Origin of the sequence: Rhodococcus sp. NPDC060086, from assembly GCF_042730275.1 — a bacterium.
GTDB lineage: Bacteria > Actinomycetota > Actinomycetes > Mycobacteriales > Mycobacteriaceae > Rhodococcus.
Genome location: NZ_JBHWWZ010000029.1, coordinates 19,001 through 44,823, shown reverse-complemented (window position 1 = coordinate 44,823; position 25,823 = coordinate 19,001). Strand labels below are relative to the sequence as shown.

Genomic DNA, 25,823 nt, shown 5'->3' with positions numbered 1-25,823 from the left:
TTCGCCTTGTCAGTAGCGGTAGTGCTCGGGCTTGTACGGGCCCTCGACGTCGACCCCGATGTACTCGGCCTGATCCTTGGTCAGCTTGGTGAGCGTGCCACCGAGCGCCTCGACGTGAATCCGCGCGACCTTCTCGTCGAGATGCTTGGGAAGGCGGTAGACCTCGTTGTCGTACTCGTCGGGCTTCGTCCACAGCTCGATCTGTGCGATGACCTGGTTAGCGAAGGAGTTGGACATGACGAAGGAGGGGTGACCCGTTGCGTTACCGAGGTTCAGCAGTCGTCCCTCGGACAGCACGATGATCGTGTGGCCGTCGGCGAAACGGAACTCGTCGACCTGCGGCTTGATGTTGACCCGCGTGACGTCGGCGGCCCGCTCGAGACCCGCCATGTCGATCTCGTTGTCGAAGTGCCCGATGTTGCCCAGGATCGCCTGGTGCTTCATCGCCTTCATGTGCTCGAAGGTGATGATGTCCTTGTTGCCGGTCGAGGTGATCACGATGTCGGCCCGGCCGATGAAGTCCTCGACGGTGACCACGTCGAAGCCGTCCATCATCGCCTGCAGGGCGTTGATGGGATCGACCTCGGTGACGGACACGCGTGCGCCCTGGCCGCGCAGAGCCTCGGCGCAGCCCTTGCCGACATCGCCGTAGCCGCAGACCAGCGCTGCCTTGCCGCCGATCAGGACGTCGGTGCCGCGGTTGATGCCGTCGAGCAGCGAATGCCGGGTTCCGTACTTGTTGTCGAACTTGCTCTTGGTGACCGAGTCGTTGACATTGATCGCCGGGAACACCAGCTCACCGGCGGCCGAGAGCTGGTAGAGCCGCAGCACGCCCGTCGTCGTCTCTTCGGTGACGCCCTGCACGGACTCGGCGATCGTGGACCACTTCTTCGAATCCGCGGCGAGCGATGCACGCAGCAGCTGCAGGAACACCTGGTATTCGCCCGAGTCCTGGTCTTCATCGGTCGGCGGCACGACGCCGGCCTTCTCGAACTGGGCGCCCTTGAGGACGAGCATCGTCGCGTCGCCGCCATCGTCGAGAATCATGTTCGCGGGCTGGTCGGGCCAGGTGAGCATCTGCTCGGCCGCCCACCAGTACTCCTCGAGGGTCTCGCCCTTCCACGCGAAGACCGGCACGCCCTTCGGCTCCTCGACGGTGCCGTGGGGACCGACCACGATCGCCGCTGCGGCGTGGTCCTGCGTGGAGAAGATGTTGCACGACGCCCACCGGACCTGCGCTCCGAGCGAGACCAGGGTCTCGATCAGGACCGCGGTCTGCACCGTCATGTGCAGCGAACCCGAGATCCGCGCACCCTTCAGCGGCTGGACCTCCGCGTACTCACGGCGCAGCGTCATCAAACCCGGCATCTCGTGCTCGGCCAGGCGGATCTCTTTGCGGCCGAATTCGGCCAGCGACAGATCGGCGACCTTGAAATCGAGTCCGTTGATCTGGTCGGCGACAAGCGTGGTGTCAGACACTGTGCGGGGGCCTCTTCCTATCGGCAATCGGTGGATGCCCACCAGGCTATACAACGCGCGGGCGTAGGACCTGCCCCAGCCCTGTTCGACCCCCAGTCCTGTTCGACCCCCAGTCCTGTTCGACCCCCAGTCCTGTTCGACCCCCAGTCCTGTTCGACGCAGCCCTGTCCACCGTGTGCTCAGTCCGTCGCGGTGACCTTCTCGACGAAGGGCACGAGGATGTCGGCGAGCTCCGCCGCGACATCCGACCCGGACGCCGGCGGCATCGAGATGAAACTCAGCGCCACGCGCACCACGACGCGAGCGAGCATCTCGGCATCGGAGACGGGTGCCGAGATCCAGCTGTTCTCGAAGGTGTCGGCAAGCCTGCCCGCGCCGCGTTCGAGGATCGGTGCTGCGTCCGTCGTGATCAAGCGCAACAGATCGGACTTGGCGTCGCCGTCGAGCAGCGAACGCACGAGCGGGTCGGCAGCCGAGGCGACGAAGTAGGACGCGAACCCGTCGACGAGGGCTGCGCGCGTATCGCCGACGTTGGCATATACCGAGTCCGCGACCGCATCGACGAATTCGTCGACGAGCCGCAGCGCGTATCCCTGCGCGAGGCCCTGCCGGGACGAGAATTCCTTGTAGAGCGTCTGCCGGCTGATCCCGGCTGCACGAGCGACATCGCTCATGGTCACCGCGGGCCAGTCTCGTTCCAGGAGCAGTCCGCGCATCGCATCGAGAATGGTTGTGCGCAGCAGAACCCGGCTCGCCTCGTGGAAGTGGCGAGGGGATTGTCCGCGCTCCGGTGCCATGACGGTGACATTCTCACGACCCGGAGGGTGCGTCAAAGCGCACCGTTCATCGCCGCACGATCTCGACCATCCGGAAATCGGCCTTCGCGGCGCCGCAGTCGGGGCACGACCAGTCGTCGGGGATGTCGTCCCACAGGGTGCCGGGACCGATACCCTCCTCGGGCCAGCCCTGCGCTTCGTCGTATTCGAACCCGCAGACCAGGCAGCGGAACAGTCGGTATTCGTCGGTTGTCATGCCTTCTCCTCGAAGCCTGTGGTCTGCGCCGGGTCCACATTCGCCTGCACGGCGTAGCGGGCGAGGATTGCGTCCCGGCGCCGCGGGTGCACGTTCACCCGGGAGATGTCGCCGGAGTAGTGCGCGAGGACCCGGTGGTCCATCACCTTCCGCCACAGCGGCGGGATGTACGCGAGGGTGAGCATGGTGGCGTACCCCGCGGGCAGCTGCGGCGAGATCTCCATGCTGCGCAGCGTCTGATAGCGCCGTGTCGGGTTGGCGTGATGATCGCTGTGCCGCTGCAGGTGGTAGAGGAAGACGTTCGTCACCAGGTGGTCGCTGTTCCAGCTGTGTGCGGGGCTGCACCGCTCGTAGCGGCCGCTCGCCGTCCGTTGACGCAGCAATCCGTAGTGTTCGAGGTAGTTCACGACTTCCAGCAGACTGAAACCGAATACGGCCTGGATCACGAGATACGGTGCGATCCCGATTCCGAACGCTGCGACGAGCGCGGCGAACAGAACGACCGAGATCAGCCACGCGCTCAGCACCTCGTTGCGGAGCGTCCACGTGGGGCGGCCGAGGCGCGCGAGCCGGTCACGTTCGAGCCGCCAGGCAGAACGCAGACTCCCGACCACACTGCGCGGCAGAAATTCCCAGAAGCTCTCCCCGAACCGCGCAGAGGCCGGGTCTTCCGGTGTCGACACACGGACGTGGTGGCCACGGTTGTGTTCGACGTAGAAGTGGCCGTAGAAGGACTGGGCGAGCGCGATCCGCGACAGCCGTCGCTCGAGACGGACCGTCTTGTGCCCGAGCTCGTGCGCGGTGTTGATGCCGATGCCCGCCACGACGCCCACCGAGATCGCGAGCCCGACCTCGGAGACGACGCCGAGGCCTCCGTCGATGCCGAGCCACGACAGGTTGTCGGCGGACCACAGGTAACACGCCCACACCAGCGTCGCGAATTGGAACGGCAGGTAGAGATAGGTGCAGTACCGGTAGAACCGGTCGTTCTCGAGCGCGTCGACGATGTCGTCGGGCGGATTCTCACCGTCGGGACCGAAGAGAAGATCGAGAGCCGGGACGAGCACGAAGACGAGGATCGGCCCGATCCACCAGACAGCGGGGGTGACCGCGTCCAGGCCTAACCGATTGCCGCCCCACACCAACGCCGTGGCCATGAATACCGCGGTGGGTGGAACGAGACCGAGCAGCCACAGGTATCGCTTGCGGTCGTGCCATTGCGGTGCGGGTGGGTTGTGTACCCCTTCCGTGTGCGTGGCCATGCCCGAGTCCCCTTCGTCCCGCATGAATGATCTATGTCACTACACGGTGGACACTACGCCGCTACAAGTGCGCGGTCTAGACAAATTCGTATCTTTGTAAGAGGTCATAGGCGAACGGAAAGGGGCGCCCCATGGGAGCGCCCCGAATGCGAGCGATCTATACCGTCCGAACCTTCGCTGTCATGACATGACCTGTCCGTCCGCATCGTCCCCGAGCCGGGCCCGGAACACCTGCACATCCGCGTCTCCGGCACGAATCTCCAGCTTCGGGTCGGACGCGGGAAGCCACACCGAGCGACCCGGCCCCAGCTCGATGCTCTCGCCGCCGCATTCGACCGTCGCCGAACCGGACGTGCACAGCATGATCTGCGGCCCGCAAGGAGCCAGCGACACGGCGTCGCCGGCACCGAGTTCGAGCCGAGACAGAGCGAACTCCGGAGCCGGCGCGCGATACCGCCATTCATACGGACCCACCGGGTCCGCCTCGAGGATCGGGACACCGGGTGCACCGAAATCGAGCACCCTCAACAGCTCCGGCACATCGACATGCTTCGGAGTCAGGCCACCACGCAGGACATTGTCCGAGTTCGCCATGATCTCGATGCCCATCCCGTGCAGATAGGCGTGCAGGTTGCCCGCGTCGAGATACAGGCCCTGGCCCGGTTCCAGAGTGATCCGGTTCAGCAACAACGACCCGAGGACACCCGCGTCGCCGGGATAGATCTCGGCGAGCTGCAACGCGGTACGCACCTCGGCGACGAACTCTCGGGGAGTGTCGCCGCCGGTCGCGAGATACGTCACACACCCATCCAGGACACGGGGAACGAGCGCCGACAACGCTTGCGCCGGCAACGTGATCCAGGTGGTGAACAGGGCTCGAAGCCCGTCGGAATCCGGCTGACCCGCGAGCAGGCCCACATACGGCTCCAGCTCGGGCACGGACAGCGCCTCGAGAAGCTCGACGGTCCGCGCCGCATCGCGGAAGCCCGCGAGCGCCTCGAAACGTGTCAACGCGACGACCAGTTCGGGCTTGTGATTCGGGTCGCGGTAATTGCGCACCGGCGAGTCGAGCGGCACGCCCAACGCTTCCTCACGTGCGTATCCCTCGGCGGCCTGCGCGGCGCTGGGATGAGCCTGCAGCGACAGCGGTTCCTCCGCGGCGAGGAGCTTCAACAGGAACGGCAACCTCGGGCCGAATCGTTCGACGATCTCGTCGCCGAGCTGCGCGGGAGGATCCTCGTCGAGAAGCTCGAGCAGCGACATCGACCCCTGACCGTCATCTATCACCCGAGCCGGATCGGCCGGGTGCGCACCGAACCACAACTCGGCCTCCGGATGATCGGACGGCACGGTCCTGCCGCACAGTGCGGCAATAGCAGTGCGCGAACCCCAGGCATAGGAACGCACTGCACCTTCGAGACGGTGCACTATCGACCACCGGCCAGCCGCAGATAGGCCGCAGCCATTTCCAGTCGCACGGTCAGCACCGCCACCTGCTCGAGCGCAGGTGGCACCTCACGGGCTTCGAACTCCCCCACAACAGACACCAATTCCATATCCGGTAGAGCCGCGGCTCGACGTCGCGCGGCCGGTCGATCCTCGTCCGTACTGAGCACGAACACCCGCACGGGCGCGACCGGTGCGGGTCCGTCCAGTTCCTCGTCGTGAAAGAACGGGTCGTATGTGTCGGAGGCAGCGGTCGAGTCGAGCAGCCGATCACGCGCTACCAGAGCATCCGGTAGTGCCGCTGGTGCAGCGATCACACCGGCAATCTGCAACAACGAATCCGTGGAGTGCCGTGCCAACACAGCCGTCGCCGGTGAATCCCCCGCGATCACGACCCGCCGCGACAGCATCCGCGCGGCCAGCGCCTTCGCCGGGTTCTCGAAGACATCGTTCGACGGATGGTCGCGCGCTGCCTCGGCGTCGACCGAATCGGCGATCGACCCGAGATCGGGGAGTGTGCTGCCGAGACGGGAGGCCTCCAGCGACGTGAGCACTGTGCAGAACACGGCGAGATGCCGCGCGAATGCATAAGCGGCCGGGACGCGCACGCGCGGCGCGAGCAGCACCGCGCGGCCTGCGGCCACCGACCGGACCGGCCCTTCGTCGGGAGCGTCGACCACGACCTCCGCACTCCGCCGCAGCGCACCGTCGATGGACGCAACGAGTGTCGGATCGCCCGCATCGTCCCCCGCGACGACCACCACGTCCAGCGGTCCCACCCACGGGGGTGTGGTGGGAGCGGCCACGAGCGGCACTGCACAGCGATCCGAGAAGAGAGCGACCACGATCTCGGCCGCGCGTCCGGCGCGGACGTCACCGCCCACGAGGACGACGCTGCGCGGATGGATACCCTGCAGGCGGTCACGCAGGTGCTCGTCGGCGACAGAGACGCTCGCGCGAATCTGGGCGCCCCCGAGCGCAGCGCTACGCAGGATGCCGTCGACATCTGCCTCGATGAGTGCAGTCGCGTCATCGAAGTCGAACAGCGGCGAGGGAGCCGTCACGACCGTGCCCCCTTTCTCTCCTCGCAGACTCGGGTCGACCCGATGCAGCACACGCACCGGGCACTTCGATTATCACTGCCACGAATACTTCCGTCACGCACGCACGACAGCCAGGATCTCTTCGACCAGCGTGTCGACCTCCGCGCGCGTGGGCGCCTCCACATTCAGCCGCAGCAGCGGCTCCGTGTTGGACGCGCGCAGGTTGAACCACGTGTTGCCGGGAAGTTCGACGGTGACTCCATCGAGCCGGTCGACGGACAGAGTGCGGTCGGCGAACGCGGTGACCACGGCTTCGGTCCGTTCCGCCGCATCACCGACGGTGGAGTTGATCTCCCCCGATGCCTCGTACCGGTTGTACGACTCCATGAGATCGGACAGCGGGCCATCATGGGCGGCAAGCGCGGCCAGGACGTGCAGAGCTGCGAGCATGCCCGAGTCTGCGCCCCAGAAATCACGGAAGTAGTAGTGGGCGGAGTGCTCCCCGCCGAACACTGCACCGGTCTCGGCCATCTGCTGCTTGATGAACGAGTGCCCGACCCGGGTGCGCACGGGCTTCCCGCCGAGTTCGGTCACCATCTCGGGCACGATGCGTGACGTGATCAGGTTGTGGATGATCGTGGCGCCCGGCTCTTTGCCGAGTTCACGGGCCGCGACCAGTGCGGTCACGGCGGAAGGAGTCACGGGTTGACCGCGCTCGTCGACGACGAAGCAACGGTCCGCGTCGCCGTCGAAGGCGAGGCCGACATCGGCACCGGACTCGACGACGAGGCGCTGCAGATCCACGAGGTTCGCGGGGTCGAGCGGGTTGGCCTCGTGGTTGGGGAAGGACCCGTCGAGTTCGAAGTACAGCGGCACCAGATCGATCGGGAGCGGGCCGAACGTCGCGGGGACGGTGTGGCCGCCCATTCCGTTGCCTGCGTCGACCGCCACCTTCAGCGGGCGCAACTGCGACAGATCCACCAGCCCCCGTACGAACGACGCGTATTCCTCGAGTACGTCTTGTTCGCTGATCGTGCCGGGAGCACCGTCATAGCCGGGTACCCCTGCGGTCACCTCGTCGGCGATGGTTCCGAGCCCGGTCTCCTGACCGACCGGCTTCGCGCCCGCCCGGCACAGCTTGATGCCGTTGTACTCGGCCGGGTTGTGGCTCGCGGTGAACATCGCGCCGGGGGCATCGAGGATGCCGGAGGCAAAGTACAGCTGATCGGTGGACGCGAGCCCGATGAGCACCACGTCGAGTCCCTGCGCGACGACGCCGTCCGCAAAAGCGTTCACCAGCGCCGGGGACGATTCGCGCATGTCGTGGCCGATCACCACGCGGGTCGCGGCGCTGTCGTCTCGGACGAGACGTCCGAACGACGCACCGATCTCGCGGACGAACTGCTCGTCGATCTGCGTCCCCACTACGCCGCGAACGTCGTACGCCTTGATCACGGCTGCAACCGATTCGGCAGATCTCGCCACTGTTTCCGCTCCTGATCGTCGAATTGCACCGCGCCACCCTCGTGGCGCAGACCCGCGATCAGCCTAGTGCGACGGAGTCAGCTCGTGGGATCGGGCAACACCCGCAGGTGACCTCGGCGGCCGGTACGCGCAGTCGACGGAACCGCAGCACGCGGCGCGACCTCGGCCTCTGCCGGATCCGCTTCGAGTCGGTTGCGTTCGCCCATACCTGCCTCGCGCACCGCCTCGGCGAGTGCAGTGAGATCGTCCTCATCAGGGGTGGCGCTGTCGAATGCCCCCTCGTAGCGGACGAGTTCCCAGCCCTTCGGCGCCGTGATTCTCGAGCCGTGTGTATCGCACAGATCCCACGAGTGCGGCTCCGCGACCGTGGCCAAGGGCCCCACCACGGCGGTCGAGTCCGAATAGACGTAGGTCAGCGTCGCAGCAGCAGGGTTCTTGCACCCAGGCCGGCAGCATCGACGCAGTGATCTCACGCATCGGAGCGTAGCGTGTCGCCCGCCCCGGGACTATTCGGACACACCGGGGAACCTCCCGATGTTTTCCTCTGTCGTAATCTCCACTGCATGGCCCGAGCACGTCGTACAACCCCCGTGTCGTCCCGCGCGGTGACGCGACGCGGTCGCGGAATCCGCGGACCGCTGTTTCCCCACGAGCTGCCGGCATGGAAGTCGCGTGCCGAGAAATTCGACCTCCTCGTGCTCAGCGCGTTCGCACCGATCGACGCTCAGTGGCACGACCGCCTGACGAAACTCGACCTCGCGGTCGACGACGTTCCGAAGATTCGCGCACGCGACCCGGACTCGGTGAACTGGCCCGACGAGGTCGTCGCCGACGGCCCTGTCCCGCTGTCGCGACTGGTGCCCGCGGGCATCGACCGGCGCGGCGCTGCCACTCGCGCACGGATCGTCTTGTTCCGCCGGCCGCTCGAACTCCGCGCGGAGGATCCCGAGGACCTCACCGATCTCGTCCACGACGTCCTCGTCCATCAGGTCGCGACCTACCTCGGCATCGAACCGGAGGTGGTCGATCCGGGACTCGGTGATCTCGGCGACGAGGACTGAGGCCGGCACGAGACACACATGACGAAGGCCGGGCACTCGGTTGCCCGAATACCCGGCCCTCGTCATGCATCGCGTCCGGACACGAATGGATCAGGCCCGTACTCCCCGTACCGGACCGGACCCGCCCGTCAGACGATGCCGCGCTTGAGGCGCCGCCGTTCCCTTTCTGACAGCCCACCCCAGATTCCGAAACGTTCGTCGTGAGCAAGGGCATATTCGAGACACTCGTCACGAACTTCACAGCCCAGGCAGATGCGCTTCGCTTCCCGCGTCGAACCGCCCTTTTCGGGGAAGAACGCCTCCGGGTCGGTCTGTGCGCACAGCGCGCGTTCCTGCCACTGCTCTTCGATATCCGTGGGATCACCGAATCCTGTAATCAATTGCAGAATCGGTGTGCCACTGTCGGACTCGTCGCAGATACTCTCGACTGCAGTATCGATCCGAGAGATCTCGAAAACTTCGCGCTCGTCGGCCATCCTCCGCCTCCTCACCTGCAGCGCCGCAACTTTCGCGGATCGGGATCTTTCTGCCACCCCCCGAATCTTGCTCGAATGCGACGTCGTCGCAATCGATCCCGATCCGGAAACCCGGAATGACACATATGTGATTAGACACGCCCGGCGTGTCGCGGTCAAGCGGAACGGATTTTCTCGCTTACGATCTACGACTTTGCAATTTCTTGGTTTGAGACGGCGCTCGACCGGGTACCACGCGCACCGCATAGGCTGGCCCCGTGAATGTGACTGTATTGGTCGGAGGTGTCGGCGGTGCCCGTTTCCTCACAGGATTGCGAGAACTCCTCGGCATCGCACCGGGCTCCGACATCGATCCCGACGCACCGCATCGGATCACCGCCATCGTCAATGTCGGCGACGACGTGTGGATGCACGGTCTGAGGATCTGCCCCGATCTCGACACATGCATGTACACCCTCGGCGACGGAATCGACACCGAGCGCGGATGGGGCCGCAAGGCCGAAACCTGGAACGCCAAGGAAGAACTCGCGGCATACGGCGCAGACCCCGACTGGTTCGGCCTCGGCGACCGCGACATCGCCACCCATCTGATCCGGACGAGGATGCTGCGCACAGGATATCCGCTCTCCGCGGTCACCGAAGCGCTGTGCACACGGTGGAAGCCCGGTGTGACGTTGCTCCCGGTTTCCGACGAGCGCAGCGAGACCCATGTCGTGATCACCGATCCGGCCGACGGCGAGCAGCGCGCAATCCACTTCGAGGAATGGTGGGTGCGTCACCGCGCACAGGTACCCACCCACAGCTTCGCCCACATCGGTGCCGACGAAGCGACACCCGCACCCGGCGTCCTCGAAGCCATCGAGTCCGCCGACGTGATAGTTCTCGCACCGTCGAACCCGGTCGTCAGTGTCGGCGCGATTCTCGCAGTGCCGGGAATACGTGGCGCGCTGCGCACGACGAAAGCCAAGGTCATCGGCCTCTCGCCCGTCGTCGGCGGTAAACCGCTGCGTGGCATGGCCGACGCGTGCCTCGACGTGATCGGAGTCGACACCACCGCAGAGGCCGTGGGCAGGCACTACGGAGCGCGCAGCGGTACCGGAATCCTCGATGGCTGGCTCGTACATTCGACCGACGACGCCGATGTTCCCGGCGTCGAGGTACGCAGCGTGCCACTGCTCATGACCGATGTCGATGCGACCGCCGAAATGGCGCGTGCCGCACTGGAACTCGCTGGAGTGCAATTGTGATGCCCGCCGATGCCGCGACCGATGCCCAAGTGCACGACCACGCACCTGGCGGCCCGATCGAGATCCGGCCGGTCACCGGACTACCGGAGTTCCGGCCCGGAGACGACCTCGCGGCCGCGCTCGTTGCTGCCGCGCCGTGGCTCGCCGACGGCGACATCCTGGTGGTCACCAGCAAGATCCTGTCGAAGACCGAGGGCCGCATCGTCGCCTCACCCACCGACGCCGACGCGCGCGACGCCCTGCGGCGGCGCCTCGTCACGCAGGAAGCGGTACGGGTGCTCGCCCAGAAAGGCCGCACCCTGATCACCGAGAACAAACTGGGTATCGTGCAGGCCGCATCGGGTATCGACGGCTCCAACGTCGACGGCGCGGAACTCGCACTGTTGCCCGAGAATCCCGATGCCAGCGCCGCCGCACTGCGCACCCGGATCTCGGAACTGCTCGGCGTCACCGTCGGGGTCGTGGTCACCGACACCATGGGCCGTGCGTGGCGGGTCGGCCAGACCGACGCTGCAATCGGATCGGCCGGACTGCCGGTCCTCCACGGCTACGAGGGTTCCCGCGACTCCCAGGGCAACGAACTCATGGTCACCTCCGTCGCCCTCGCCGACGAGATCGCGGCCGCGGGAGATCTCGTCAAGGGCAAACTCGGCGGAGTCCCGGTCGCGGTGGTCCGCGGCCTCGACCTTCCCGACGACGGATCCACCGCACGCGCACTCGTGCGCGGGGGCGAGGACGATCTGTTCTGGCTCGGCACCGCCGAAGCGCTGGAACGGGGTCGACGCGAAGCACTGCTGTTGCGCCGCTCGGTACGCGAGTTCTCTGCCGATCCCGTCGATCCCGAAGACCTGCGCGACGCGGTCGCCGAGGCCCTCACCGCGCCCGCGCCACACCACACCCGTCCGGTCAGGTTCGTGTGGGTACGTACCGAACAGGTGAGGGGACGTCTCCTCGACCGGATGCGCGACCGCTGGGCCGACGACCTCGCGGGCGACGGACTCGACCCTGTCGCCGTCGAACGTCGGCTCGCGCGCGGATCGATCCTCTACGACGCACCCGAGGTACTGGTGCCGTTCTGGGTTCCCGACGGTGCGCACGAGTATCCGGATGCGCGGCGCACCGCCGCCGAAGCCACGATGTTCACCGTCGCCGCCGGCGCAGCCGTGCAGGGCCTCCTCGTCGCACTCGCGACACGCGGCCTGGGTAGTTGCTGGATCGGTTCCACCATCTTCGCCCCCGACGTCGTACGTGAGGAACTCGACCTTCCCGCCGACTGGTCGCCTCTCGGCGCGATCGCGGTGGGGTATCCGAAGGACGATCCGCAGCCTCGCGAGGCCGCAGATCCGGGCGACGCCCTGCGGGAGCTGTAGTCGTGTCGGCCGGTTCCCTGCACGCGTCCGCACTCGAGCGCCTCACCGCATGGCGCACCGATTCGGCGGACGCGGAATCGTTGCGGCACACGATGCTCGCGTTCCTCGATTCGGCGCCGGGCGGCTGCCTGCGTTCACACGCTCCCGGGCACATCACCGCGTCGTCCCTCGTGCTCGACGCCGATCACCGCCATGTGCTGCTCACACTGCATCCTCGGGTCGGCAGATGGATCCAGCTCGGCGGGCACTGCGAGGAGAACGACGAGACCGTCGTCGACGCCGCCCTCCGCGAGGCCACCGAAGAGTCGGGCATCGACGAACTCAGGATCGACCCGAATGTGCTCTCGGCACATACTCACCCGATCACGTGCTCGCTCGGCGTGCCCACACGGCACCTCGACCTGAGGTTTCTCGTGACCGCGCCAGTGGGTGCGGTGCCGGTTCGCAGCGCCGAGTCGACCGACCTGCAGTGGTGGCCGATCGACGCATTGCCTGCCGACGCCGAACACGAGACGATCGAGCACCTCGTACGCCTCGCCGCTGCCCGGCGCTGATTCGCGCGACTGGGAGGCGCGCTACAGTTCGACCGGTGCCGGAATCGGACGTCTCGGGGCGATCCCGTCGCCCGAAGATTCGCGGCGGACCCGTCGCCCGACCCAGGGCACGAGGAACTCCCGCGCCCACTTGGCATCGGCCCGCCGCTGTTCCGGGCGAGCAACTGCCGGTGCCGGTCCGAGGTCCACGGGCTCGATCTCGTGCTCGGCTCCCAGCGTGTCCAGCACCCGGATCGCCATGTTGCGATGACCTTCCGGCGACATGTGCAGCCGATCGAAATCCCACATCCGGTAATCCTGATACTCCGCGAATCGCCAGTAGTCGACGAGCGTCGCACCGTGCCGGTCGGCGACCGCGCGGACGAGTTCGTTGTAGATCGCGACACGTCCCCGCAGATGCCGGAACACCGGGGCCCAGCCGACGTCGTACGCCGTCCACATCAGTACCCGGGCGCCGGTGCCGGTGAGTGCGGCGATCGCCTCCTCGTACTGCGCGACGAGCGCATCGAGATTCAGACCGGGTCGCATGATGTCGTTGCCACCGGCGTAGATGGTCACGAGATCGGGTTCGAGGGCGACTGCAACATCGACCTGTTCGTCGAGGATCTGCCGGAGCACCCGCCCACGGATCGCGAGATTGGCATAGCCGAATCCCTCGTGGCTCCTGCCGAGCTGCTCGGCGACGCGGTCGGCCCATCCCCGCACCCCGTTCGGACGGGACGGATCGAGATCGCCCACACCCTCGGTGAACGAATCCCCCAGCGCTACATACCTATCGAACTTCATGTCGACTTCCGTTCAGACATCGGTGCTGAACCGGATGCCTCCATCCGGGATCCGGACGCCGGGCCACACCCGCGCACCACGCAACAGTTCGCAGCGCGCACCGATGTCGGCGCCGTCGCCGATCACACCGTCGCGGATCAACGCGCGCGGACCCACCCGTACACCGAAACCGACGATAGTCCGCTCGATGACCGCACCGGCCTCGACCCTCGCACCGTCGAAGATCACCGCGCCGTCGAGGCGGGCCCCCGCACCGATCTCGGCGCCACGACCGACCACCGTGCCACCGATCAGCAGCGCACCCGGCGCCACCGACGCACCGGGGTGCACCAGCGACTCGCCACGCTGCCCGTACAGCGCCGGCGACGGAGCGATCCCACGTACCAGATCCGCCGAACCACGCACGAAGTCCTCGGGGGTGCCCATATCGCGCCAGTACGCAGCGTCGACGTGGCCGAAGAGCTTCTTACCCTCCGTCAACAGCGCGGGGAACACCTCACGCTCGACCGACACCGGACGGCCCTCCGGGATCGACTCGATGATCTCCCGGCGGAACACGTAGCAGCCCGCATTGATCTGGTCGGTCGGAGGATCCTGTGTCTTCTCGAGGAAGGCCGTCACCCGACCGTCGGCGTCTGTCGGCACGCAACCGAACGCGCGGGGATCACCGACCCGAACCAGGTGCAACGTCACGTCGGCCTCGGTGCGGACATGCGTGTCGAGCACGGCGCCGAGATCTGTACCACCGAGCACGTCACCGTTGAACACCATGATGTTTTCGGCACGAAGCTTCGGGAGCACATTGCGGATACCACCACCGGTCCCGAGGGGCTCGGTCTCGGTGACGTACTCGATCTCGAGTCCGAGATCGGATCCGTCCGCGAAGTGCTCCTCGAAGACCTCCGCCTTGAACGACGTTCCGAGCACCACGTGCTTGATGCCCGCCTCGCGAATACGCGCGAGCAGGTGTGTCAGGAACGGCAGACCCGCGGTCGGCAGCATCGGCTTCGGCGCCGACAGCGTCAACGGTCGCAGCCTCGTCCCCTGCCCGCCCACCAGAATCACCGCGTCGGTATGCGGTGCGGCAGCACTCGTCATGATTTCCCCTGTTTCTCGTCGAGATCGATCCCCTCGCGGCCGACCTTGCCTGCATCACGCTCACGTACGGCCGAAGCGACCGCCACCTTCGATCGCACCGCGAGGCCACCGCGCAATGCCCAGCGCAACGGGGCCTGCCACGGATGCGGGTGCCGATCGGCCTGGAACCGGTACGCACTCTCATGGTGCGCCGGAAGCATCAGTTCCGGGTGACGTCCCGCAGCGTGACCTTTGGCGTGCGTGACCTCGGAGGACGGGACGAAGACGTTGTGCCACCCGGCGCGCCCGAGTCGATCACCGAGGTCCACGTCCTCCATGTACATGAAGTACCGGGAATCGAAACCGTCGACGGTGTCGAAGGCTGCACGGCGAAGAAGCAGGCAGGACCCGGAGAGCCATCCGACGGGCCGTTCGCTGATCGCCTCGTTCTCCTGACGGTAACGCTGTGTCCACGGGTTCGTGGGCCACACCGTGCCGAGCAGTGCGTGCCCGGCGCCGGAGGACAACGTCGGCACAGTGCGCGCGGACGGATAGATACTTCCGTCCGGTTCGCGGATCAAGGGGCCCAGAGACCCAGCGCGCGGCCACCGCTGCGCCGCGGCCAGAAGGGTGTCCAGTGAGCCGGGACTCCACCGGACATCGGGGTTGGCGACCACCACGAACTCTGCCGACTCACCGATCTCGGCAACCGCACGGTTGACCGCGCCGCCGTAACCGATGTTGCCGCCGGTATGCAGCAAGGTCACATTCGAATGTGCCTGCGCTGCCGCTTCCGGCGTCCCGTCGGTCGAGCCGTTGTCGGCCATGATCACCCGAGTAGGCAGCGACGTCGCGGTCGCGAGCGAAGTCAGAAAGTTCTCGAGGTGCTCGCCGGGCGAGTAGGTCACCGTCACCACGGCCAGCGTCGAATCCACGCGCGCCACCATAGCGGCCGCGGCCGTGTGCGACGAGTCACAGGCAGAGTTCGTCGGATTCACGCGGGTGAATCCAGCGCACTGAGCGCCGCGTCCAACGCGTCCTTCCACGGCCGGAGTGGAGTGAGGCCCGCCACCGACCAGGCCCGCCCGTCCAGCACCGAGTACGCGGGACGCGGGGCCGGTCGCACGAACTCGTCGCTCGTGCAGGGCCGGACCCGTTCCGGATCGGCGCCGACACCGGCGAAGACAGCGCGCGCCAAGTCGTACCACGTGGTCTCCCCCGCATTGGTCGCATGCAGGATCCCGCCCGGGACCGGATCGGTGTCGGTGCGCTCTGCGAGTTCGAGCAGGCCCGCAGCGAGGTCACGCGCATAGGTGGGAGAGCCGACCTGGTCGTCGACGACGCGCACAGTGTCGCGTTCACGCTCGAGGCGTCGCATCGTCGCGACGAAATCGTTTCCGTCACCGGTGTAGACCCACGCGGTCCGCACGACGTGCGCGGACGGCAGGGCCGCGAGGACAGCCTGTTCGCCGAGTAGTTTCGTCCGTCCGTATGCGCTACGGGGGTCGGTGCGCGCATCGGTCGGGTACGGCTGTGAAGCATCCCCGGCGAACACGTAGTCGGTGGACACGTGGATCAGGTGTGCACCGGTGTCGGCGCACACCCGGGCGAGGACGGCCGGGCCGTGCCCATTGACGGCTGCGGCTGCATCCTCGTCGGCCTCCGCCGCATCGACCGCCGTGTACGCGGCACAGTTGATCACGACCGAGCCTGGCTCGACAGCGGCAGACACCGATGCGGCGTCGGTGATGTCGATCTCGGCGGAGCCCGCGCCACGAATCGGGATTCCGGAGGAGGTCGCGAGGTCGAGCACATGACGGCCGAGCTGGCCGTGGGCCCCGGTCACGAGAACGTTACGCACCTGGCCGAGTCTGGCACGCCGGTGTCGAACACGCCCGTCGGGGAATTCCACCAGTAACCTTCATCGAGTACCCGGACGACAGCCGAAGGAGGACCGCAGGTGCCGTCAGAGCCGCCCCGCCGCAGGACCAGGGCGCGCCCCAGCACGGGTGAGCGGCGTAGGACGCGTCCGACGCGCTCGTCGTCCCGGCCCGTAGGTGAGCAACGCAGCTCCCGGCGCAGCGCCGGTGAACGTGCGATGCCCCAGTCCACGCTCGGGGTGTCGCGGGTGTTCACGGGCCGGCCGCGCCAGTTCGCGGCCGCGATCGCCGCCGGACTCGTGTTGATCGCCACCGGGGTCGGCTGGCGTACCTATGATTCGTTCGCATCGTCGCTCGCATCGGTGGAAGGCCTGAACCTCGGAAACGGCGCGGACGGCGCCCTCGACATTCTCCTGGTGGGTACCGACAGTCGCACCGACGCGCACGGCAACCCCCTGTCGCAGCGCGAGCTCGACGCATTGCGCGCCGGCGATGAAGTAGCCAACAACACGGACACCATCATTTTGGTCCGGGTACCGAACGATGGAAGCTCGGCCACAGCCATCTCCATCCCTCGCGACACGTATGTCGAGGTGCCGGACATCGGGATGTCCAAGATCAACGCCGCGTACGGCGCCACGAAGGAACTCGCGCGGCTCGACGCCGCCGAATCCGGCGCCGATGCGGCCGAGGCGGAGAAGTCCTCCACGAAAGCCGGCCGGGAAGCGCTCATCGAATCGGTCGCGGACCTGACCGGTGTGACTGTGGACCACTACGCCGAAGTAGGGCTCCTCGGATTCGTCCTGCTCACCGACGCGGTCGGCGGTGTCGACGTGTGCCTCAACGCCGCGGTCGACGAACCGCTCTCGGGTGCCAATTTCCGGGCAGGAGAACAGACCTTGCAGGGATCCGACGCGTTGAGCTTCGTCCGCCAGCGCCACGACCTGCCGCGCGGAGATCTGGATCGGATCGTGCGTCAACAGGTGTTCATGGCCTCGCTCGTGCAGAAGGTTCTCAGCGCGAAGACCTTGAGCAATCCGTCGAAGGTCGCGCAGCTCACCGCCGCAGTGCAGCGCTCGGTGGCGCTCGACTCCGATTGGGACATCGTGCAGCTCGCCACCCAGATGCAGGGCCTCGCGGGCGGATCCGTGCAGTTCTCGACGATTCCGGTGCAGGACATCAACGCAATGACCGACTACGGCGAGTCCGTCGTCCAGGTCGATCCCGACGAGGTACGTGAGCAGGTCGCCGGTCTGGTGAATGAGGAGGCCCGTCAGGAGGGGTCCGAGACCACCACCAGCGACACACCGGCCCCCGATATCGACCCGTCGACCGTCACCGTGAACGTCTCCAATGCCGGCAGCGTGTCAGGGCTGGCCTCCGCGGTATCGCTGGCAATGAGTTCCGAAGGCTACGTCGAGGGCGAGATCGGCAACTACTCCGGCGGCACGACGTCGTCGACGACCCTGTACACCGCCGACGCCGACTCCGACGAAGCACTCTCCGTTGCCGCAGTACTCGGAGACGTCGATATCGAATCCGACCCGAGTCTGCCTGCCGGCACCGTCGAGGTAGTGCTCGCCGACGACTACACCGGTCCGGGTTCATCGTCCTACTCCGGATCGAGCTCATCATCCGCGTCGGGCACGACCGCACAATCCGGCGTGACACCGGCGGGTGAGTCGGCGACGCCTGCTCCTGCCGCGCCGCCCATCGACGCCGGGTCCGATGGTCCGCGCTGCGTCAATTGATCCATCCCGATACGACTCCCCAGAACGAGGTTTCCGTGACCACCTTGACCGCCGCCCTGCTCGACCCGATCCTCGCGTCCGATCCCGCCGGGCCGCGCATCACGTGGTACGACGACGCGACCGGCGCACGGATCGAACTGTCTGCGATCACGCTCGCGAACTGGGCAGCCAAGACCGCCAACATGATCCGTGACGAGTTCGGAATTCTGCCCGGCGGCCGGGTGTCGGTGCTGCTACCCGCGCATTGGCAGAGCGCTGCGGTCCTGCTCGGCGCGTGGTGGGCGGGTGCGGAGGTCGTCCTCGACGCCGACCCCGACGCGGAGCTCGCGCTCGTCACCCCGGACCGACTCGACGAGGTCGACGATGTCGCCGAGGTGGCGGCGCTGTCACTGGACGCATTCGGACGCCCCGTTCCCGACCTGCCCCCGGGTGTCACCGATTACGCCTCCAATGTGCGGCTGCACGGCGACCAGTTCCGTCCGTCCGGTGCCGGCGACGCCGCGCTCGACGGTCGCACGGTCGCCGATCTCGTTGCGGCAGCACAGGAGTCTGCGTCACGATCCGGGATCACCGGCACCGACCGTGTGTTGTCGAGTCGCGACTGGACCACCGTCGACGAACTCGTCGACGGGTTGATCTCGGTGCTCTCCGTCGGAGCTTCCCTGGTCCAGGTCAGCAATCCCGACCCTGCCGCGATCGGCCGTCGCGTCGAGAGCGAGAAGATCACCGCACGATTGGACGCATGACGCACATCCTCGTGCCGCACCATGAATGTGAGGCCGGCCCCGTGCGGTAGTCTCCTCGCCGGAGAAGACACGTAGGGGGATTCGTGCCGGGGGGCTCACCATCAGAAGAACTGTTCATCGACATCGTGGCCGTTGCCATGCTCGCGTCGACGCTCGACACGGCATCGGACGACATGTCGGCGGCGGTCGATGTCCTCGGATCGATCAGCGGTCAGGACCTCGGCTGCGCCGAATTGGATCGCGCTGCAGCCGATTTCCGTGACCGCTGGCAGGACGGCATCCGCAAGATCGCGTCGGCCACAGACGGCCTCGCGGTCGCACTGACAGAGACGTGCGATGCCTACAGCGCTCAGGTTCATGCCACCGCTGCAGCATTGGGCGCGGTCGGTTCGGCACTGCCAGACGGGGGCGACTCCGCCGGGAATGCCGCACCTCCACCCGCCCGGCCCCCTGTCATACTGCTGGGAGACTTCTGATGTCGGCACCCGGCACGTCGGGCGATTCGAATGCCGCGCTGTTCCCGAACCTCGGCTTCGACCCTGCCCCGGGCAATCCGGCCACGGTCGGTTCGGTCGCTATCCAACTGCGCACCACCGCACGCACGCTCGACGAGGCGCACCGAGCACTGGCCCGGATGGGGCACAGCGACGGCATCTGGCGGTCGACCGCTGCGACAGCATTCCGCGCTCGAAGCGCCGAACTTCCACCGATACTCGACACCGCCGGTTCCTCACTCCAGCAGGCCGGTCGGGCGCTCGAGGCATGGAGCGACGACCTTGTCTCGCTGCAGAAAAAGGCAGTGAGCCTCGAAGAGCTTGCTCGGGTCGCACGCAGCAATGTTGCTGCGGCGGAATCCAATCCTGCGCTGCAGGAACGCCATCGCACGTACTCCGATCCCGACCGGCTGGCAGCTGCACAGGGCCGGCTCGACAGTGCCGTCGCGGAGTTGGACCGCGCCCGCACCACACTCGACGACATCATCGCGCGCGCCGAATCGCTCCGAACGCAACATCGCGGACTCGTGGACGAGACCACACGTGTCCTCCGTAAGGCCGCCGAACAGGCACCCGACGAAGGACTCTTCGAACGGCTCGGGCGTCGCCTCGACGACTTCCTCGACGACGTCGGCGAGCTGTTCGAGGACATCTGGGATTACGTGCAGGACAATGCCGATCTCATCAACGAGTTGTCGAACACCCTCGCTACTTTGAGTTCTGTCCTCGGAGCTGCGGCAGCGGTCACGTTCTACTTTCCCGCCATCAGCGGACCGCTCGGAACGGCGGCTCTCGGATTGGGCGTCGCTGCGCTCGCTGGGCACGCACTCGCGAAGGCAGCCGGAGCCGAAGTGACCGCAACAACATTCGTGGTCGATATCGTCGGGGTCGCCACAGGCGGGATCGGCAAGGTTGCTTCGACGCTGGGAGACGGCGCCGGGATGGTCGTCAAAGGCGCCGACAGCATCGGGGACGCCCAGGGCGCTGCTGCTGCAGCCGTCCGGCAAGCGCAGCTTGAAGTGGTCGACAAAGCGGCAGGCAGGACCGGCGCGGGTACCGCACTTACCGTCCCGATTGCTGCACAGCTGACCGGCGCTGAAGGGGTGACCAACATCTTTCAGGACGTCAACAAGTACGTACTCCCTGATACGCCTTCCGAACAATTGAGCACTCTCATTCTCGGTCCGATATCCGGTTCAGTCTTCAACACTCTTGTCCGGGAGTCGTCGTGAGACTGCAACTAGATCTCCCGTCAGGGCTCTCTCTCATTCCGCTCCAAAGGGATATTCCGCTGAGGACAGCCGCAGCCGAGGCTCTTGTCGCCTCAGCCACTACACAAGACTCGAAGGCCGACGTCTCCAGTGTTCTCGCAACAAGCGAACTCCTGTCGCATTGCGACCTGGTGCTGGCCGGCGCCCTCGCCCTGCCTGATTCCGAGCCGAGCGAGTTCGCCGCTGTGACGCTGGCCGTTCGGCGCCTTCCTGACGGACGCGGCCCCTTCGATCGACCCGAAGCACGGGATGAACTCGCACGAGCATTGGCGGACACACTGGCTCGGGCCAACCCTGCCGCGGTGGTTCAATACCGCCGACTCGGATGCGGACCGGTCGTCCTCGCGCTGAGGGCATCCCTGTTCGATCTGCCGGGGGACATGACGGTCACCGGCAAAGCGGTCCTGATCACTTCCGATTCGTTCCAAGCACTCATTCCGCTGCCTGGAGGTGCCGAGATGGCTGTGCTCGATCTCAGTAGTTCATCGCGCGAACTGTGGCCCCGGTTCGTGGACATCGCACTGACGATGGTCGACAGCATCCGCATCGGATCCTCCGACGATGCCCACTCCGACCGAGCCGAGAGGTGAGCGTTGCATCTGCCGACACCATTGACCGCTATAGTCGCATCAGCCGATACCGGCGCTTACACCGCCAGCTGGTGGGCAAGCGTGGCGCTGCTCGTGGCCTTTCTGTATTACGTTGCCGTCTACGATTATCGAGTCGGTCACCGCTGGAAGGTACGAAGAGGTATCAAAAAAGCACCTGCTATCGACATTCAAGAAACACAGATCCGCGCAATTTTCGACGGCAGCCCCGTTGCCACGATCGACCCCAGAGAATTTACGGTCACAGTGGCTCGCATGAACGGTATCGCCAACACCTATGGCTACCACTACATAGGAGAACACGGCCATGCCTATGGCAGCACTCGAATCGCGTTCCAGTTCCTACCCTGCCGCCCCCCTCCGCGGATCCCTATCGTTTCGATTCGTTGGCGACCGTCCCCCCTTCCCCAGGTTCCGACCGCGACGCACCCCCAGCACTTTCCCACCGGCACGCAGCACGCCGGTTACCCACAGGGGTTTTCAGCGCATAACGGAATTCGGGCCGCACCCAGCTCGCCGCGCCCGGATCTATACAGAGCGACCAGGTACTTTTTCGACGGCCGCGACCTCGTACGCGTACGGGGCCCCTTGGAGGATCCGGTATACCTCGCCGACATTGCACACGAGCGCGGATATGCCTTCGCATGGTCGTATATGCCCAGAATCCGATCGTCGAAAAACGCACCGTGCTTCTGCTTTCGCCGCCTCTACCCCGCCGAATGACGCGCTCGTTTCGGGGCCGCCCCAACCTCGAGGTGAGCTACTCATACTGTCGAGACCCACTCGCCGTGACGGACTCACTCAGCTCCAAGAAGACGGTCGCAGAGAACGGGCCGCGGCCGACGAACTCGTCGTATCGACCACCACCAGACTCCTCCGACGACACCCACTTCCGCTGAGACGTCAAGAACGCACCGGACATCGACATACAGGAAACACAGATCCGCACGCTCTTTGACGGTCGTCCGCTCGTCACTCTCGATCCGCGCGAGTTCACCCTCACAGTGGCCCGAATCAATGGCATTGCAAACGAGTTCGGGTATCACTACGTCAATGAATGCGGAAACAGATTCGGGAGCATACGAGTGGATTTCCACCGCCTTCCTGAACCTCCACCACCCCGCATACCGCATCTGCCCCGGTGCTGGGCGCAAGGACGCGCCTTGGGATCCACTGGGACGAACACCTCCGTATATCTACCACCAGAGCAAGCCGATATTCTCCGCACGCATTGGGATCCCGTCTCGCTGATGCGGTGGAGGCCGGCGAGTATGACGTGCTCGACAACTCGGTTGAGGTGCGTCCGGACTATCGCCCCGGCCGGCCCCGCAGCGGGAATGCTGCCGAAGAAACCCGGCCCCTTGCCGTTCGACTCACCGAGGCCGATCGGCGTCGGTTGGCGGAGTACGCCGAACGGACTGGTCGGCCGATGAGTGCTGTCATTCGAGCTGCGATCGACGAGTACCTGAGCAGGCATCCAGCCGCGTGAATTGAAGCGTCGGATTCAATTCGCAAACGTAGCGTCTTCAGGTGCGGTAGCCGCCGTCCTCGAGCCCCGCTTCGATTTCGAACTTGTTGCGCGAACCGGGGTTGTGTACTTCCTCCCACAGATAGCGCACCGCGAAACCGAGTCCGTGACGTGCCCACTGATCGGCGTGGACGGCCTCGTGGCGAAGCAGCCGACGCGAGGGCATCGTGCGGGTGAGGAACACTCCCCCGATGGTGGTGCCGCCGCGCGCGAATCCGCCACGCATACCGGTACTCACGTAGAGACCGAACTCGTCGTCGAACGTCACCGCACCGCCCCAGAGACGTGCCCAGGTCAGGGCGAGGGCAGTCGGGATACGAGCGGAGGGGACTCCCCGCGACGCTCGCGTCATACGGTGTGGACTGCGGCCTGTTCTCGACACGCCTCGAGCCTAGCGACGACAGTGGGCGGCCTCCCACGAGGACCGCCCACCTCGACACTTTCCCCCACTTGTCCGAGTTTCCGTTGCCTCACGACCTACGGCAACCCATGCAACGGGAGGAAAGTGTCGTGCGGTGGGCGACCTTCATACGACGACCGCCCACCGCGACACGTTTCAGACCCGGACAGGGACCGCTTCGTCGACCTTGTCGAGTTGCTTCCGCTTGGCAACCGGAATCGTCAGTGTGATCACGGCGGCGATCACGGCGACACCGCATCCGATGAGCAGACCGGTCTGGAATCCCGATTCGGTCGGGATGCTGTAGTCACCCGACTGGACGCTCATCTGAGCGAGCACGAGACCGACGACGGCGGCCGAGATCGAGGTGCCCATTGCCCGCATCAGGGAGTTGACGCTGTTGGCCGATGCCGTCTCGGTCTGCGGCACCGCCGCCATGATCAGCGCAGGCATTGCACCGTAGGCGAATCCGACGCCGGTACTGCAGATCGCTACAACGATCATCAGACCCCATGTCGACCCCATGAGCAGGAGGGACGAGCCATACGCGATCGCAATGATCACGCAACCCACGAACAAGGAGACCTTCGGTCCACGTGCCGACGACAGTCGGCCCGCGATCGGCGAGACCGCCATCATCATCAATCCGCCCGGCGCCATCCACAGGCCCATCTCCAGCATCGACTGGCCGAGGCCGTATCCGGTTTCAGTGGGCAGCTGGAGCAACTGAGGGATGATCAGCGACTGCGCATACATTCCGAACCCCACGACAAGTGATGCCGCATTGGTCAGCAGCACCGCGGGCCGGGCCGCGATCCTCAGGTCGACGAGCGGGTCGGTGCGGCGCAGTTCCCACCAGCCCCAAGCCACCAGAACGATCGCCGCGAGCGCGAACAGTTCGAGCGTCGTCGCACTCCCCCATCCCCAGTCGGCCCCCTTCGATACCGCAAGCAGCAGCGATGTCAGTGCGATGCCCAGACCGATGGCGCCCACCATGTCGAAGCGTCCGGGATTCGCCTTGCGCGAACCATCGGGCACCACGTTCCACAGCAGGACGAACACCACGGCGCTCAGGACTGCCGTCGCCCAGAACAGCACACGCCAGCTCGTGTTCTCGGCGACGGCGGCGGCGATGGGGAGGCCGAGGGCGCCACCGATACCCATCGATGCGCTCATCAACGCGATCGACGAGTGAAGACGTTCCGGCGGGAGGGCGTCACGCAGCAGGCTGATACCCAGCGGAATCAAGCCGACGCCCAGTCCCTGCAAGCCGCGACCGAGGAGCATCGGCAGCAGTGACGACGACAATGCACACACCACGGCACCGAGAATCAGCGGAACCGTGCAGATCAACAGCATCCGACGCTTGCCGTAGGTGTCACCGAGGCGGCCGATGACCGGTGTCGCCACTGCGCCTGCGAGAAGGGTGACGGTGATCACCCACGATGCGTTGGACGCTGTCGTGTCCAGCATGGCGGGTAGTTGACCGATGAGGGGAACCACGAGCGTCTGGGTGAGGGCGCCGACGATTCCGGTGAACGCGAGCACCCCCACCAACAGTGAGGGACGCACTTCCGGCGTCGCGACAGAACCTTGCATGGAACGAACTCCGTCTTCGAGTAAAGAAAAACCCAAGCTAGCGGGTAATATGTATTGAGCACATGGTATGCATGATGCATATTCGTGGGTCAACACCGAGTTCGCCCATACTGGGAAAACGCGACCTAGGAGTGATGAGACACACAGATGGACAAGCCGACGCACCTGATCGAGTTCGAAATGATGCTCATCGGGCGGCATCTCAACTTCTTCGGCCCCCGCCGGCGAGATGCCGGACGTCTGGACCGTAGTGCGTACACCATGCTCAGTCGCCTCTCCGCCCAGGGACCGATGAGCATCGGCCAGCTGAGCGACGCATTCGGACTCGATTCATCCACGGTCAATCGCCAGACCTCGGCACTGTTGAAGACGGGGTTGGCCGAGCGCATCCCCGACCCTGACGGGGGTATCGCACGCAAGTTCCAGATCACCGAGAATGGCGCCCGTCGCCTGGACCACGAACGCGCCCGAGCGATCGAGTCGCTCGAGCGCGTTCTGGTCGATTGGGACGCCGACGACGTGGTCCAGTTCGCGCGCTATCTCGAACGGTTCAACACCGACATCGAGCGCTTGTCCGGCTCACCGTGGAGCCGGCGCGCCGATCTCGGGCAGCACGAAGCGCCGTAACTTCAACCGGCCAGCGCGGCGACGGGCGACACGTGACCACGACTCCACCGTTGCCACCGCTCGAGGATCGGGGTGGTCTGCACGGATCGCACCCGTCAGCCGAGCAGCTTCTGTCGCAATGCCTCGTCCTTGTCGAGCACCATGCTCTCGAGTCCGGCCTGGAACCGTTCCATCTGCTCACGCAGCGCGGGGTCGGATACTCCGAGGATGCGGGCGGCGAGCAGGCCTGCATTGCGGGCACCTCCGATCGACACCGTTGCGACGGGAACGCCCGCAGGCATCTGCACGATCGACAGCAGCGAATCCATTCCGTCGAGGTACTTCAATGGAACGGGCACACCGATCACGGGCAGTGGGGTCGCCGATGCCATCATCCCCGGCAGGTGTGCGGCACCGCCTGCTCCGGCGATGATGACCCGGATTCCGCGACCCGCGGCGTCCTTCGCATAGTCGAGCATCCGCTGCGGGGTTCGGTGCGCGGACACGACACCGACCTCGAATCGGATCCCGAACTCGGCGAGCGCCTCGGCGGCGGCCTCCATCGTGGGCCAATCCGAGTCGCTGCCCATGATCAGGCCGACCTGTGCACCCTGAGTCATGG

27 protein-coding genes are annotated in these 25,823 nt (G+C 66.0%); 11 read left to right on the top strand and 16 right to left on the bottom strand.

Features of this window, described 5'->3' with window-relative positions; translation table 11 throughout:
• Positions 1 to 9: 9 nt before the first annotated feature.
• The 8 genes from ahcY to ACFWB0_RS16580 form a co-directional block, all read right to left on the bottom strand.
• Positions 10 to 1,479, bottom strand: a complete 1,470-nt coding sequence (ahcY, locus tag ACFWB0_RS16615) for an adenosylhomocysteinase (protein WP_378491565.1) — start codon at positions 1,477 to 1,479, stop codon at positions 10 to 12.
• A 179-nt stretch (positions 1,480 to 1,658) separates the two neighbouring features.
• Entirely contained in the window at positions 1,659 to 2,276 is a 618-nt protein-coding gene (locus ACFWB0_RS16610; protein ID WP_378491564.1) for a TetR family transcriptional regulator, read from the bottom strand.
• Positions 2,277 to 2,322: 46 nt separating this feature from the next.
• Positions 2,323 to 2,511 (bottom strand): rubredoxin, encoded by a 189-nt coding sequence (locus ACFWB0_RS16605; RefSeq protein WP_378491563.1) that lies wholly within the window; start codon positions 2,509 to 2,511, stop codon positions 2,323 to 2,325.
• The gene (locus tag ACFWB0_RS16600) at positions 2,508 to 3,773 is read right to left on the bottom strand and encodes an alkane 1-monooxygenase (RefSeq protein WP_378491562.1); all 1,266 of its coding nucleotides are present in this window, start codon (positions 3,771 to 3,773) and stop codon (positions 2,508 to 2,510) included. The genes ACFWB0_RS16605 and ACFWB0_RS16600 overlap by 4 nt, the downstream gene beginning before the upstream one ends.
• A 180-nt stretch (positions 3,774 to 3,953) precedes the next feature.
• Entirely contained in the window at positions 3,954 to 5,201 is a 1,248-nt protein-coding gene (gene manA, locus ACFWB0_RS16595; RefSeq protein ID WP_378491561.1) for a mannose-6-phosphate isomerase, class I, read from the bottom strand.
• Complete coding sequence (locus ACFWB0_RS16590) at positions 5,201 to 6,283, bottom strand: tobH protein (RefSeq protein WP_378491560.1); 1,083 nt, start codon at positions 6,281 to 6,283, stop codon at positions 5,201 to 5,203. Before ACFWB0_RS16590 ends, manA begins: the two co-directional genes overlap by 1 nt.
• Positions 6,284 to 6,376: 93 nt before the next feature.
• Positions 6,377 to 7,747, bottom strand: coding sequence for a phosphomannomutase/phosphoglucomutase (locus ACFWB0_RS16585; RefSeq protein WP_378491559.1), 1,371 nt, complete (start codon positions 7,745 to 7,747; stop codon positions 6,377 to 6,379).
• A 77-nt stretch (positions 7,748 to 7,824) separates the two neighbouring features.
• The gene (locus tag ACFWB0_RS16580) at positions 7,825 to 8,220 is read right to left on the bottom strand and encodes a DUF3499 domain-containing protein (protein WP_378491558.1); all 396 of its coding nucleotides are present in this window, start codon (positions 8,218 to 8,220) and stop codon (positions 7,825 to 7,827) included.
• A 90-nt stretch (positions 8,221 to 8,310) separates the two neighbouring features.
• On the opposite strand from ACFWB0_RS16580, the gene ACFWB0_RS16575 reads away from it, so the two are divergent.
• Positions 8,311 to 8,808 (top strand): metallopeptidase family protein, encoded by a 498-nt coding sequence (locus ACFWB0_RS16575; RefSeq protein WP_378491557.1) that lies wholly within the window; start codon positions 8,311 to 8,313, stop codon positions 8,806 to 8,808.
• A gap of 128 nt (positions 8,809 to 8,936) precedes the next feature.
• Here ACFWB0_RS16575 and ACFWB0_RS16570 read toward each other — a convergent pair whose 3' ends face one another.
• Positions 8,937 to 9,197, bottom strand: a complete 261-nt coding sequence (locus ACFWB0_RS16570) for a WhiB family transcriptional regulator (RefSeq protein ID WP_378491585.1) — start codon at positions 9,195 to 9,197, stop codon at positions 8,937 to 8,939.
• A 344-nt stretch (positions 9,198 to 9,541) separates the two neighbouring features.
• Here ACFWB0_RS16570 and cofD point away from each other — a divergent pair, with 344 nt between their 5' ends.
• From cofD to ACFWB0_RS16555, 3 genes are read left to right on the top strand one after another with little or no spacing between them, the layout of a single operon-like run.
• A complete protein-coding gene (gene cofD / locus ACFWB0_RS16565) occupies positions 9,542 to 10,531 on the top strand; it encodes a 2-phospho-L-lactate transferase (RefSeq protein WP_378491556.1) in 990 nt (329 codons plus the stop codon).
• A complete protein-coding gene (locus tag ACFWB0_RS16560) occupies positions 10,531 to 11,901 on the top strand; it encodes a coenzyme F420-0:L-glutamate ligase (RefSeq protein ID WP_378491555.1) in 1,371 nt (456 codons plus the stop codon). Before cofD ends, ACFWB0_RS16560 begins: the two co-directional genes overlap by 1 nt.
• Positions 11,902 to 11,903: 2 nt before the next feature.
• On the top strand, positions 11,904 to 12,455 hold the full coding sequence (locus tag ACFWB0_RS16555; RefSeq protein WP_378491554.1) for an NUDIX hydrolase: 552 nt from the start codon (positions 11,904 to 11,906) through the stop codon (positions 12,453 to 12,455).
• Positions 12,456 to 12,476: 21 nt separating this feature from the next.
• On the opposite strand, the gene ACFWB0_RS16550 is transcribed toward ACFWB0_RS16555, so the two are convergent.
• The 4 genes from ACFWB0_RS16550 to rfbD are packed head-to-tail and all read right to left on the bottom strand — an operon-like array spanning position 12,477 to position 16,179.
• Positions 12,477 to 13,241 (bottom strand): SGNH/GDSL hydrolase family protein, encoded by a 765-nt coding sequence (locus tag ACFWB0_RS16550; protein ID WP_378491553.1) that lies wholly within the window; start codon positions 13,239 to 13,241, stop codon positions 12,477 to 12,479.
• 12 nt (positions 13,242 to 13,253) lie between these two features.
• Positions 13,254 to 14,339, bottom strand: coding sequence for a sugar phosphate nucleotidyltransferase (locus ACFWB0_RS16545; RefSeq protein ID WP_378491552.1), 1,086 nt, complete (start codon positions 14,337 to 14,339; stop codon positions 13,254 to 13,256).
• On the bottom strand, positions 14,336 to 15,253 hold the full coding sequence (locus tag ACFWB0_RS16540; RefSeq protein WP_378491551.1) for a glycosyltransferase family 2 protein: 918 nt from the start codon (positions 15,251 to 15,253) through the stop codon (positions 14,336 to 14,338). Before ACFWB0_RS16540 ends, ACFWB0_RS16545 begins: the two co-directional genes overlap by 4 nt.
• A gap of 59 nt (positions 15,254 to 15,312) precedes the next feature.
• Positions 15,313 to 16,179, bottom strand: a complete 867-nt coding sequence (gene rfbD, locus ACFWB0_RS16535; protein ID WP_378491550.1) for a dTDP-4-dehydrorhamnose reductase — start codon at positions 16,177 to 16,179, stop codon at positions 15,313 to 15,315.
• 237 nt (positions 16,180 to 16,416) lie between these two features.
• Here rfbD and ACFWB0_RS16530 point away from each other — a divergent pair, with 237 nt between their 5' ends.
• The 6 genes from ACFWB0_RS16530 to ACFWB0_RS16505 all read left to right on the top strand — a co-directional run bounded on the left by ACFWB0_RS16530 (position 16,417) and on the right by ACFWB0_RS16505 (position 22,557).
• Complete coding sequence (locus ACFWB0_RS16530; RefSeq protein WP_378491549.1) at positions 16,417 to 17,949, top strand: LCP family protein; 1,533 nt, start codon at positions 16,417 to 16,419, stop codon at positions 17,947 to 17,949.
• Between the two features lie 35 nt (positions 17,950 to 17,984).
• Positions 17,985 to 18,695: a TIGR03089 family protein gene (locus ACFWB0_RS16525; protein WP_378491548.1), complete on the top strand. Its 711-nt coding sequence runs from the start codon at positions 17,985 to 17,987 to the stop codon at positions 18,693 to 18,695.
• Positions 18,696 to 18,778: 83 nt separating this feature from the next.
• Entirely contained in the window at positions 18,779 to 19,171 is a 393-nt protein-coding gene (locus ACFWB0_RS16520) for a hypothetical protein (RefSeq protein ID WP_378491547.1), read from the top strand.
• Complete coding sequence (locus ACFWB0_RS16515; RefSeq protein WP_378491546.1) at positions 19,171 to 20,421, top strand: putative T7SS-secreted protein; 1,251 nt, start codon at positions 19,171 to 19,173, stop codon at positions 20,419 to 20,421. The genes ACFWB0_RS16520 and ACFWB0_RS16515 overlap by 1 nt, the downstream gene beginning before the upstream one ends.
• Positions 20,418 to 21,050, top strand: a complete 633-nt coding sequence (locus ACFWB0_RS16510) for a hypothetical protein (RefSeq protein WP_378491545.1) — start codon at positions 20,418 to 20,420, stop codon at positions 21,048 to 21,050. The genes ACFWB0_RS16515 and ACFWB0_RS16510 overlap by 4 nt, the downstream gene beginning before the upstream one ends.
• A 1,159-nt stretch (positions 21,051 to 22,209) precedes the next feature.
• Complete coding sequence (locus ACFWB0_RS16505; RefSeq protein WP_378491544.1) at positions 22,210 to 22,557, top strand: ribbon-helix-helix protein, CopG family; 348 nt, start codon at positions 22,210 to 22,212, stop codon at positions 22,555 to 22,557.
• 37 nt (positions 22,558 to 22,594) lie between these two features.
• On the opposite strand, the gene ACFWB0_RS16500 is transcribed toward ACFWB0_RS16505, so the two are convergent.
• Both ACFWB0_RS16500 and ACFWB0_RS16495 read right to left on the bottom strand, forming a co-directional pair.
• The gene (locus ACFWB0_RS16500) at positions 22,595 to 22,948 is read right to left on the bottom strand and encodes a hypothetical protein (RefSeq protein ID WP_169686801.1); all 354 of its coding nucleotides are present in this window, start codon (positions 22,946 to 22,948) and stop codon (positions 22,595 to 22,597) included.
• 204 nt (positions 22,949 to 23,152) lie between these two features.
• Entirely contained in the window at positions 23,153 to 24,595 is a 1,443-nt protein-coding gene (locus ACFWB0_RS16495) for an MFS transporter (RefSeq protein WP_378491543.1), read from the bottom strand.
• Between the two features lie 147 nt (positions 24,596 to 24,742).
• Between ACFWB0_RS16495 and ACFWB0_RS16490 the strand changes: the two genes are divergently transcribed.
• Positions 24,743 to 25,222, top strand: a complete 480-nt coding sequence (locus tag ACFWB0_RS16490) for a MarR family winged helix-turn-helix transcriptional regulator (protein ID WP_378491542.1) — start codon at positions 24,743 to 24,745, stop codon at positions 25,220 to 25,222.
• Between the two features lie 95 nt (positions 25,223 to 25,317).
• Here ACFWB0_RS16490 and purE read toward each other — a convergent pair whose 3' ends face one another.
• Positions 25,318 to 25,821 carry a 5-(carboxyamino)imidazole ribonucleotide mutase gene (gene purE / locus ACFWB0_RS16485; protein WP_378491541.1) on the bottom strand — a complete coding sequence of 168 codons (504 nt, stop codon included), beginning with the start codon at positions 25,819 to 25,821 and terminating at the stop codon, positions 25,318 to 25,320.
• Between the last annotated feature and the right edge of the window lie 2 nt (positions 25,822 to 25,823).

Coding starts and splice junctions, on each gene's coding strand:
- purE (WP_378491541.1), bottom strand. CDS start 25,821: ATGACTCAGGGTGCACAGGTCGGCCTGATCATGGGCAGCGACTCGGAT.
- ACFWB0_RS16500 (WP_169686801.1), bottom strand. CDS start 22,948: ATGACGCGAGCGTCGCGGGGAGTCCCCTCCGCTCGTATCCCGACTGCC.
- ACFWB0_RS16605 (WP_378491563.1), bottom strand. CDS start 2,511: ATGACAACCGACGAATACCGACTGTTCCGCTGCCTGGTCTGCGGGTTC.
- ACFWB0_RS16495 (WP_378491543.1), bottom strand. CDS start 24,595: ATGCAAGGTTCTGTCGCGACGCCGGAAGTGCGTCCCTCACTGTTGGTG.
- ACFWB0_RS16515 (WP_378491546.1), top strand. CDS start 19,171: ATGTCGGCACCCGGCACGTCGGGCGATTCGAATGCCGCGCTGTTCCCG.
- ACFWB0_RS16600 (WP_378491562.1), bottom strand. CDS start 3,773: ATGGCCACGCACACGGAAGGGGTACACAACCCACCCGCACCGCAATGG.
- ACFWB0_RS16490 (WP_378491542.1), top strand. CDS start 24,743: ATGGACAAGCCGACGCACCTGATCGAGTTCGAAATGATGCTCATCGGG.
- ACFWB0_RS16575 (WP_378491557.1), top strand. CDS start 8,311: ATGGCCCGAGCACGTCGTACAACCCCCGTGTCGTCCCGCGCGGTGACG.
- ACFWB0_RS16530 (WP_378491549.1), top strand. CDS start 16,417: ATGCCCCAGTCCACGCTCGGGGTGTCGCGGGTGTTCACGGGCCGGCCG.
- ACFWB0_RS16545 (WP_378491552.1), bottom strand. CDS start 14,339: ATGACGAGTGCTGCCGCACCGCATACCGACGCGGTGATTCTGGTGGGC.
- ACFWB0_RS16550 (WP_378491553.1), bottom strand. CDS start 13,241: ATGAAGTTCGATAGGTATGTAGCGCTGGGGGATTCGTTCACCGAGGGT.
- ACFWB0_RS16560 (WP_378491555.1), top strand. CDS start 10,531: ATGCCCGCCGATGCCGCGACCGATGCCCAAGTGCACGACCACGCACCT.
- ACFWB0_RS16610 (WP_378491564.1), bottom strand. CDS start 2,276: ATGGCACCGGAGCGCGGACAATCCCCTCGCCACTTCCACGAGGCGAGC.